The following is a 673-nucleotide window of genomic DNA, read 5'->3' as shown; positions in this document are numbered from 1 at the left end:
GCCCGGCTGCGGCCTGCCGGTCAGCTCGACGCCGATGATATCCGGCAGGCGCATCCACGAGGCACGGCCCAGCATCACGTTCTCGGCTTCCAGTCCGCCAACACCAATCGCGATCACGCCCAGCGCATCCACGTGCGGGGTATGGCTGTCGGTACCCACGCAGGTATCCGGGAAGGCCACGCCGTCCTGCACGTAGACCACCGGCGACATCTTCTCCAGGTTGATCTGGTGCATGATGCCGTTGCCCGGCGGAATCACGTCCACGTTCTCGAACGCCAGCTTGGTCCAGTCGATGAAGTGGAATCGGTCTTCGTTGCGGCGATCTTCGATGGCGCGGTTCTTCTCGAACGCCTGCGGATCGAAACCACCGCACTCCACTGCCAGCGAGTGATCGACGATCAGCTGCACCGGCACCACCGGATTCACCTTGGCCGGGTCACCGCCCTTGTCGGCGATCGCATCACGCAGGCCGGCCAGATCGACCAGCGCGGTCTGGCCGAGGATGTCGTGGCACACAACACGTGCAGGGAACCACGGGAAATCGAGGTCGCGGCGGCGCTCGATCAGCTGCTTCAGCGAATCGCCGAGCGTGGCCGGATCGCAGCGGCGCACCAGGTTCTCGGCCAGCACGCGCGAGGTGTACGGCAGGGTGGCATAGGCGCCGGGCTGGATC

At 65.7% G+C, this 673-nt stretch carries 1 protein-coding gene; it reads right to left on the bottom strand.

What is annotated here, in order from left to right:
• Positions 1–673, bottom strand: a 673-nt coding sequence (locus ACYVTD_RS15175) for an aconitase family protein (protein WP_461248543.1), incomplete at both ends; no start/stop codon positions are given.

This window comes from Treponema sp. R6D11 (assembly GCF_054786075.1).
Note: the sequence above shows the minus strand (reverse complement) of the source record. Positions and strands in the feature narration are given on the sequence as shown.